At 68.2% G+C, this 9,132-nt stretch carries 7 protein-coding genes and 1 pseudogene; 6 read left to right on the top strand and 2 right to left on the bottom strand.

All coding sequences use genetic code 11. The features are described from left to right. On the bottom strand, positions 1-485 hold a 485-nt coding region (locus BN11_RS16825; protein ID WP_083433831.1), incomplete at its 3' end, for a YdcF family protein. A gap of 153 nt (positions 486-638) precedes the next feature. Here BN11_RS16825 and BN11_RS16820 point away from each other — a divergent pair. After that, positions 639-917 carry a hypothetical protein gene (locus tag BN11_RS16820; RefSeq protein ID WP_048699492.1) on the top strand — a complete coding sequence of 93 codons (279 nt, stop codon included), beginning with the start codon at positions 639-641 and terminating at the stop codon, positions 915-917. A 30-nt stretch (positions 918-947) separates the two neighbouring features. Here BN11_RS16820 and BN11_RS16815 read toward each other — a convergent pair whose 3' ends face one another. Further along, a complete protein-coding gene (locus tag BN11_RS16815; protein WP_048701801.1) occupies positions 948-1,646 on the bottom strand; it encodes a FadR/GntR family transcriptional regulator in 699 nt (232 codons plus the stop codon). Positions 1,647-1,821: 175 nt separating this feature from the next. Here BN11_RS16815 and BN11_RS16810 point away from each other — a divergent pair, with 175 nt between their 5' ends. The 5 genes and pseudogenes from BN11_RS16810 to BN11_RS24175 all read left to right on the top strand — a co-directional run. Next, positions 1,822-4,725, top strand: coding sequence for an FAD-binding and (Fe-S)-binding domain-containing protein (locus tag BN11_RS16810; protein ID WP_048699491.1), 2,904 nt, complete (start codon positions 1,822-1,824; stop codon positions 4,723-4,725). Continuing rightward, on the top strand, positions 4,722-6,425 hold the full coding sequence (locus BN11_RS16805) for an L-lactate permease (RefSeq protein ID WP_048699490.1): 1,704 nt from the start codon (positions 4,722-4,724) through the stop codon (positions 6,423-6,425). The genes BN11_RS16810 and BN11_RS16805 overlap by 4 nt, the downstream gene beginning before the upstream one ends. After that, entirely contained in the window at positions 6,422-7,240 is an 819-nt protein-coding gene (locus tag BN11_RS16800) for a (Fe-S)-binding protein (RefSeq protein WP_048699489.1), read from the top strand. Before BN11_RS16805 ends, BN11_RS16800 begins: the two co-directional genes overlap by 4 nt. Beyond that, positions 7,237-8,754 (top strand): LutB/LldF family L-lactate oxidation iron-sulfur protein, encoded by a 1,518-nt coding sequence (locus BN11_RS16795; protein ID WP_201329289.1) that lies wholly within the window; start codon positions 7,237-7,239, stop codon positions 8,752-8,754. The genes BN11_RS16800 and BN11_RS16795 overlap by 4 nt, the downstream gene beginning before the upstream one ends. Further along, positions 8,751-9,132 (top strand): annotated as a pseudogene (locus tag BN11_RS24175) (lactate utilization protein C); the annotation flags it as partial. The gene BN11_RS16795 and the pseudogene BN11_RS24175, both read left to right, overlap by 4 nt.

Genomic DNA, 9,132 nt, shown 5'->3' with positions numbered 1-9,132 from the left:
CGGTAGTCGCGGGCCGACACCAGCCGGGTCGCGAGGGTGGGGTCCTGCAGCCGGAGATACCAGCGGGCCTTGAGGGCGTGCAGGGGGTTAGAGACGATCATGATCTCGTCGACGGCAGCCAGCAGCGGCCGCACGTTGGCGATGTTCTCCCACGTGCTCAACGAGTCCTCCTCCACGACGACCCGTTCCGGCGCCACCCCGTGTCTGTCGACCAGGTATTTCCGCAACAGGGCCGCCTCGCTGAGCCCGGGCCGGCGGGAACCTCCGCTGGCGATGATCAGCGGGGCCTGCCCCCGTGGCGGCACGGAGCGCAACGCCACATCCGCCCGCCACCGGTTGAGCCGATTGATCGCCGCAGGGTCCTCATTGTGATGGCCCAGCACGACGACGGCAAGCGCTCCCCCGTCGGACGCCGGCCGGCGGCGGGGCAACAACGCACGTGCGGCGAGCGCATGCACCGCCTCGGACGACAGCCATACCGTCATCACCACCGCAGCACCTCTGACCAGGTGTTTTGACCGTGTCAAAGAATTTCCCCATGTAAGCGCTTACCTGGACCCGATCGCTGAAAGGGTGTTCTCACCGCGACGCCGACCCGCTACCGTGGCCAGGAACCGTTCGCCAAAGGGGGCTACCGGATGCGTCACAGAGATCCATTCGTCGTCGTTGCCGGGGCGCTGATCGCCGCGGGCTTGTTGCTCAGCGCTCTGAAGATGTCCACCAGTCTCGCTCATCCGGAGGGGGCCACTCCGGCCGCCGCGGACCTCGTCTATCTGGTGCCGTATGCCGCCACCGCCGGCTTGGTCCTCCTCCTGCGTCGCTCCTTCCGCCGCGGCAGCGTCAGCCAGGAGCGGCTGCTGTCGTCACTCGTCGGTGGCACCGACCGCCGCCAGGTCCGCGAGCCCGTCGATCGATGACCGGGCCGGTCCCGGGCTAGGCCAGCACCGTCAGGCGCGACCCCAGCCGAGCGTGGCGTATGCGGAGCGGATGTGCTCTTCGACGGCATCGGCGGCCGCGGATTCATCCCCGCTCGCGATCGCCTCGAACACGCGGCGGTGATCGGCGCACAGTTGCTCCGCGAGCGCGGGCCAGTCGGCGTGACCGTGGAAGGATTCGAGCACCAGCGAGCGAATCGAGTCGCGGAGCGCGGTCGTCATATCCGCCACGAGCCGGTTGTTGGACGCGCGGGCGATCGCCACGTGAAAAGCCGTGTCGTGCTCGTTGAAGGCCTCCCTGTCGCTTCGGCCATTCTCCATCTGGAGCAACTCATGCTCGATCGCGGCCAGATCGTCCGCGCTGCCGTGCCGAGCGGCGAGACGGGCGCTCCACCGCTCCAGCATCGCCCGCGCCTCGATCACATCCGCCATGGGGAAGTTGGCCAACCCGATGTGCAGACGCAAGACCTGGGTGAGCGCCTCACTGGGCATCGATGTCAGTGTCGTGCCGCCCTCGGGACCGGGGTCGGTCCGGACCACGCCATAGGCCTCAAGCACCCGGATCGCCTCGCGCACTGCGCCTCGACCGACCCCGAGCAGAGTGGCGAATTCTCGCTCGGGTGGCAGGCGATCGCCGACCCGCAGGGCCCCGCTCACGATATGTTCGTCGACCTGGTCGATCACATAGGTGTAGGTGCGCGACCGCGGCATCGGTCGCCAGGTGTGACCGCCCGGGCGACCGCGCGAGGTTTCAGCGCGGTCGTCGGAGGTCCCGTCGATGGGTTGTGCGGCATACGTCACGTTCCTCACTATCGCATGACCAACCGTTGACCGATCCGATTTACGCCCCTACCTTGAGTTGGTCGTACCAAGGTGAGGAGCGAGGATGCTTCACAGTGAAACTGGACCCACCCAGGACCTCATCGCGCGGCTGCAGGCCGCCGTCGGGGAGAAACGCGTCGCGGACAGCCAGCTCGACCGCTCCCGGATGGCCCATGACGCGTCGCACTATCTCCTCCAGCCGCAGGCCGTCGTGTTCGCCCGCGACGGCGCGGATGTCGCGGCTGCCGTTGCCGCGGCAGCGCAGGCCGGCGCATCGGTCACCTTCCGGTCGGGCGGCACCTCCTTGTCCGGGCAGGCGGTCACCGACGGCGTCATGATCGACACGCGGCGCGGCTTCCGCGACGTCGAGGTGCTCGACGGCGGCGCGCGAGTGCGGTGCCAGCCGGGGGCGACGGTGCGGGCGGTCAATGCCCGGCTCACGCCCTACGGCCGCCTCCTCGGCCCCGACCCCGCCAGCGAGATCGCCTGCACGATCGGTGGCGTCGTGGCCAACAACTCCTCAGGGATGACCTGCGGGACCACGGCAAATACCTACCGAACCCTCAGCAGCATCCAGGTCGTCCTCGTGACGGGGACCCACATCGACACCGGGGCGCCCGACGCCGACGAGGCACTCCGGGCTCTCGAGCCCGACCTGTACGCGGGTCTGCTCCGGTTGCGCGATCGCGTGCGCGGCAATGCCGCGTCCGTCGACCGGATCCGTCACCAGTTCTCGATGAAGAACACGATGGGCTACGGACTCAACGCCTTCCTGGACTTCGACACCCCGGCACAGATCCTGGCCCACCTCATGGTCGGCTCCGAGGGCACGCTCGGCTTCATCGTCGAGGCGACCTTCGACACCGTACCTCTGCACGCCCATGCCGGCACGGCGTTCCTGGTCTTCGACGACATCAGCCATGCGACCGACGCGCTGCCCGCCCTCGTCGCGGCCGGGGTCGCCACCGCCGAACTGCTCGACGCGAGTTCGCTGCGTGTCGCGCAAGACCTCCCGGTCACGGTGCCGGCGTTGCGCGATCTGGCGGTCGCGCGGCATACAGCCCTCCTTGTCGAGACCCAGGCCGACGACCCGGAGGAACTGCGCGAGCGTGTCGCCCGACTCGGGGGCGTCGTGGCCGGTCTCGGCGGACTCACCGACCTCGGCTACCCGGTCGAGTTCACCAGCGACCCGGGCGAGCGCGCCGTGCGGTGGCAGGTGCGCAAGGGCCTCTACACGGCGGTGGCCGGCGCCCGGCCGACGGGCTCCACGGCTTTGCTCGAGGACGTCGTCGTGCCGATGCCGGCACTGACCGGGCTTGTCGGGGACCTGCAGGAACTCTGTTCCCGGCACGGCTACGGCGACACCGTGATCTTCGGTCACGCCAAGGACGCCAACCTCCACTTCATGATCAACCCCGATCTGCGCGACCCGGTCCAGCTGGAGCGATATGCCGCCTTCAGCGACGATCTGGTGGATCTCGTTCTCGCAGCCGACGGTTCGCTGAAAGCCGAGCACGGGACCGGGCGGATCATGGCCCCCTACGTCGAGCGGCAGTTCGGCCCTGAGTTGTATGCCGTGATCCGCGAGATCAAGCGGCTCTTCGACCCGGCCCATGTCCTCAACCCCGGTGTCATCGTCACCGACGACCGCGACCAGCATCTGAAGAACCTCAAGATCCCTGAGGTCGTGGACGCCGCCGTGGACCGGTGCGTCGAGTGTGGCTACTGCGAACCCGCCTGTCCGTCAAAGGACTTGACGACGACACCTCGTCAGCGGATTGCACTCATGCGCGAGCTTGCGGCCGCCGAGGGGGCGCGTCGCGAGGAGTTGGCCCGCGACTTCACCTACGCCGCGGTCGAGACCTGCGCTGCGGACTCCCTGTGCCTGCTCTCCTGTCCCGTCGGGATCGACACGGGGAAGGTGATGAAACGCCACCGGCACGATGCCCAGCCGGCCGCGGCGCAACGCATCGCCGCGGGGCTCGCCACGCACTGGGATGCGACGCTGGCGGCGTTGCGCTCCGGAATCGCTCTCGCAGAACACATCCCGGCTGGGCTGCTGACGACCGCGACGGAGGCCGGCCGGGCGATCGCCTCATCTGACCTCGTCCCACGCGTAGGAGACGATCTCCCGGGACCCGGCATCAGCCGGCGGACACCGGCGCGCCACGAGCCGGGCGATGTCGTCTTCTTCGCCTCCTGCATGGGTGAGCTCTTCGCGCCCGCCGCGTCTCCCGGCGCCACCACTCGTCCGCGCGGGGCGGCGTTCGCTTTCCTGCGGCTGTGCGACGCCGCCGGCGTGCGGGTCCAGCTGCCCGTCGGCCTGGAAACGCTGTGCTGCGGCACGGTATGGCGTAGCAAGGGCTTGACCGACGGGCTGCGGACGATGGCGATCGCGACCGCGGTGGCCCTACTCAGCGCGAGCCGCGATGGCGAGGTTCCCGTTGTCTCGGAAGCCAGTTCGTGCACCCATGGGTTGCACAGCCTGGCCGAAGATGTGGCGGCCGCGGGTGAAGCCGAACTCGCTTCCCGCGTGTCCCGGCTGGACATCGTCGACAGCACCCGGTTCGTGGCCGAGCGGGTGCTGCCGAGCCTGACGGTGCCTAGGCAGCTCGGCTCGGTCATGGTCCACCCGACCTGTTCGGACCGCCATGCCGGGGATGTCCCGCATCTCCTGGCCATCGCCCAAGCGTGCGCCGAGCGGGTCGTCGTCCCCGACGACGCCGGCTGCTGTGCCTTCGCCGGCGACCGGGGCCTGCTGCACCCGGAACTGACGGCGTCGGCGACCCGGCGCGAAGCCGCGGAGGTGGGCCGCGCGGCATACGACGCATTCGTGTCCTCGAACCGAACGTGCGAGCTGGGCATGACCCGGGCCACCGGGCAGCCCTATCGACATGTCCTCGAACTCCTCGACGACCTTGTCGCGGAGTCCCGTTCACCGATCCCCGAAGGAGGCCGGTCGTCATGACGGCTGCGTACACCCCCAATCCCACGGCGTTGGGCAACAGCCTGTGGCTCACCGCACTCATCGCCTTGCTTCCTCTGGTGACGATTTTCGTCACGCTGGGGGCACTGCGGTGGAAGGCGCACAAGGCCGGGCTCACGTCGTTGGCGGTCGCCATCCTCGTGGCCATCCTTGCATTCCGGATGCCCGTCGACCTGGCGCTGCTGTCAGCGACGGAGGGCGCCGTCTTCGGCCTCTTCCCCATCACCTGGATCGTGATGACCGCGATCTGGCTCTATCAGGTGACGGTGGTCAGCGGACGCTTCGAGGACCTGCGCGAGACGTTCAACCTCGTGTCGGACGATCCGCGCGTCACGGCGATCCTCATCGCCTTCTGCTTCGGGGGGCTGATGGAGGCCCTCGCCGGCTTCGGCGCGCCGGTGGCCATCACCGGTGTGATGCTGATGGCCGTCGGCTTCTCAGCGCTGCGGGCAGCGATGATCGTCCTGCTCGCAAACACCGCCCCGGTCGCCTTCGGTGCGATCGCAATCCCGATCATCACGGCCGGCAACCTGACGGGGATCGACTACCACGACATCGGGGCGTATGTCGGCCGGCAGACCCCGTTGCTCGCCGCATTCGTCCCCCTGCTTCTCGTTTTCCTTGCCGACGGCAGGCGCGGCTTGCGGCAGACGTGGCCGGTGGCCCTGACGGTGGGCGTGTCCTTCGGGGTCGCGCAGTTCATCAGTTCCAACTACGTCTCCGTCGAGCTCACCGACATCATCGCCTCCCTCGTCGGCCTCGCGGCCGGGGTGTTGCTGCTCCAGGTCTGGAAGCCCGCCGGCCGGGAGGAAGCCAATGAGCGCCTGCGCACCGAGCTCGATCGTGAGCACGCCGAACTCGGCCTAACGGATCCGGATGCCGGCGGCGCCGGCGGCGTGTCGACGATGACGAAAATCGCTGTTGCACAACCGATCACGGGCTCTCGAATCGGAATGGCGTTGTTCCCCTACCTGCTTGTGATCGCGGTCTTCTCCCTGGCCAAGCTCTGGGGTCCTCTCAAGGATTTCCTGGCCGGGACCGACCGCAAGATCCACTGGCCGGGCCTGGACGGGGAGATCCTCAACGCAGCCGGCAAACCGGTCAGCTCCACGGTCTACAACTTCCAGTGGCTCTCCTCGCCGGGCACCCTGCTGCTGATCTGCGGGTTCATCATCGCTCTTGTCTACCGGCTCCCGATGCGCAAGGCGATCGGGGAATTCGCGGCCACGGTGCACAAGATGCGTTTCCCGATGCTGACGATCGCTTCGGTCCTTGCTCTTGCCTATGTCATGAATCTCTCCGGGCAGACGATCACGATCGGCACCTGGATCGCCGGGACCGGCGCGGCATTCGCCTTCCTCTCCCCCATCCTCGGCTGGATCGGCACCGCGGTGACCGGTTCCGACACGAGCGCGAACGCGCTCTTCGCCACCTTGCAGCAGACGGCCGGCGCCAAGGCCGGAATCGATCCGACCCTGCTCGTGGCGGCGAACACCTCCGGTGGTGTCGTCGGCAAGATGATCAGCCCCCAGAACCTGACCATCGCCGCCACAGCCGTGGGCCTGCTCGGCCAGGAGTCGCTGATCTTCCGTAAGGTCGTTGCGTGGAGCATCGGGTTGCTGGTCATCCTCTGCCTGCTGGTCGGCCTGCAGTCGACCGTGCTGTCGGGGATGTTGCCATGACAGGCGAGAACCTGGAGGCGAGCGTGCGCCCAACGGCGATCACCGACCCTGGGGCGGGACGTCCTGGAGCGGGGAAGACCGTCGCGCTGTTCGCCACATGCATCAACGACACGATGTTCCCGCAGACGCCCAAGGCGGTGGTCTCGCTACTCGAGCGACTCGGGTGCCGCGTGGAATTCCCTCTGGGACAGACCTGTTGCGGCCAGATGTTCACCAACACCGGGTTCTTCGACGAGGCCCTGCCGACGGTGCGCCGGTATGCGGAGGTGTTCGCGCCATACGACTACATCGTCGCGCCGTCGGGCTCGTGTGTCGGGTCCGTCCGCGACCAGCACCCGATGCTCGCGGAGCGCACCGGGGATCGCTCGCTGGTTGAACGCGTGCGCGCAGTGACCGCCCGGACCCTCGACCTCAGCGAGTTCCTCGTGGATGTCCTCGGCGTCACCGATGTCGGGGCCTACTTCCCGCATCGGGTGACATATCACCCGACGTGCCACTCCGTTCGGGTGGCCAAGGTGGGCGACCGGCCATATCGCCTCCTGCAGGAAGTTCGCGGCATCACGGTCGTCCCCCTGCCGGCGGCCGACCAGTGCTGCGGTTTCGGCGGCACCTTCTCGGTCAAGAACCCGGACGTCTCGGTAGCGATGGGCGCGGACAAGGCCCATCACGTGATGGAGACAGGCGCCGAATTCGTTGTCACCGGCGACAACTCGTGCCTGATGCACATCGGAGGGGTGCTGAGCCGACTCAACTCGGGGATTCGGCCGATCCACCTCGCCGAGATCCTCGCGTCCACCGAAGGAGCGCACCCATGACCCGCGTGCCCAAGCAGCCGACCGTCGCCGTCGCGCGTAAGCGCCGCACCCCGGCCCCGCCTGAGGAGACCTTCCTCGGGATGCCGGCCTTCCGTCACGGCGCCAAGAACGCGCTCGCCAACACCCAGCAACGACGCAACCTGCGCCATGCGACAGGGACGATCCGCGCCAAGCGAGCCGCCGTCGTCGGCGAGGTCGCCGACTGGGAGGGACTGCGGCGCGCCGGTGAAGACGTCAAGAATGACGTGCTAGCCCACCTCGACAGCTATCTCGTGCAGTTCGAGGAGCAGTTCACCAAGGCCGGCGGCACCGTGCACTGGGCCAGCGATGCCGACGAGGCCAACCGGATCGTCACCGATCTGGTCCGCGCCACCGGCGCGGACGAGGTGGTCAAGGTCAAGTCGATGGCCACCCAGGAGATCGATCTTAACGAGGCACTTGAGGACGCCGGGATTGCGGCATGGGAGACCGACCTCGCCGAGTTGATCGTCCAGCTCGGCCACGACCGACCCAGCCACATCCTCGTCCCGGCGATCCACCGCAACCGGTCCGAGGTGCGCGAGATCTTTCTGGAGGAGATGGGTCGCTATGGCACCGCAGCGCCCGGCGACATTTCCGATTCCCCGCCCGAGCTCGCAGGTGCGGCACGAATCCACTTGCGCGAGAAGTTCCTTCGCGCGAAGGTCGCCATCTCCGGCGCGAATTTCGCAGTGGCCGAGACCGGCACGCTGGTCGTCGTGGAGTCCGAGGGCAACGGGCGCATGTGCCTGACCCTGCCCGAGACCCTGATCTCGGTCGTCGGGATCGAGAAGATCCTGCCGTCGGTGGCCGATCTGGAGATCTTCCTGCAGCTGCTTCCGCGCAGCAGCACCGGTGAACGGATGAACCCCTACACCTCGATGTGGACCGGGGGCGGGAGCGGCGATGGCCCGCACGACGTGCACGTCGTGCTCATCGACAACGGGCGGACCAACGCCTTGGGCCGCCTACACGGCCGGTCCGCGCTGCGCTGCATACGATGCTCGGCCTGTCTGAACATCTGCCCGGTGTACGAGCGGGTCGGCGGCCACGCATACGGCTCGGTCTATCCCGGGCCGATCGGCGCGGTGCTGACGCCTCAGCTGCGCGGCATCACAAGCGACATCGACGCCTCGCTCCCTTATGCATCGAGCTTGTGTGGGGCGTGTTTCGAGGTGTGCCCGGTGCGGATCGACATTCCCGAGCTGCTGGTGCAACTGCGGCACGAGGTCGTGGAGAAGAAATCCCATGCCCGGGTGCCCAGCGCCAACCAGGCGATCTTCGCCGGGGCAAGTTGGATGATGGCCGATGCCAGACGCCTCACCGCCGCCCAGAAGCTCGCGTCGGCGGCCAGCCGTATCCTGCCGAAGTCGGGACACCTGGGACCGTTGCCGTGGCCGATGTCGAAGTGGTCCAACGCCCGAGACTTGCCGAATCCCCCGGCGGAGTCCTTCCGGGATTGGTGGAAGCGCGAGCATGAAGGGGGCCGACCATGAGCAGTCGCGAGGCGATCCTGACCCGAATCCGCGAAGCGAACCGCCACGTCAAGTCGGAGCAGGAGGCCTTGGCGCGGCTTCGGCCGGCCGAGCCGTCCCAGGCTCCCGACGCGTGGGAGTACGGCCGGCCGACGGAGATGCCCGATGTCCTCGGCAGGTTCGTCGAGCGGGTCGAGGACTACCGCGCCGTGGTCGTCCGGATCCCCGAGACGGAGATCGCCGAGACGATCGGACGCGCCCTCGGCGACCACCGCGCCGACAGCGTCGTCGCGCCGGGCGGCATACCCGCGCAGTGGCTGACGGCGCTGGCCGACACCGTACGCGTGCACCGAGACGATCCGGTCCTCTCGCATACCGAGCTCGACACGACGTCGGCGG

Origin of the sequence: Nostocoides australiense Ben110, from assembly GCF_001050535.1 — a bacterium.
GTDB classification, from domain to species: Bacteria; Actinomycetota; Actinomycetes; order Actinomycetales; family Dermatophilaceae; genus Nostocoides_A; species Nostocoides_A australiense.
Note: the sequence above shows the minus strand (reverse complement) of the source record. Positions and strands in the feature narration are given on the sequence as shown.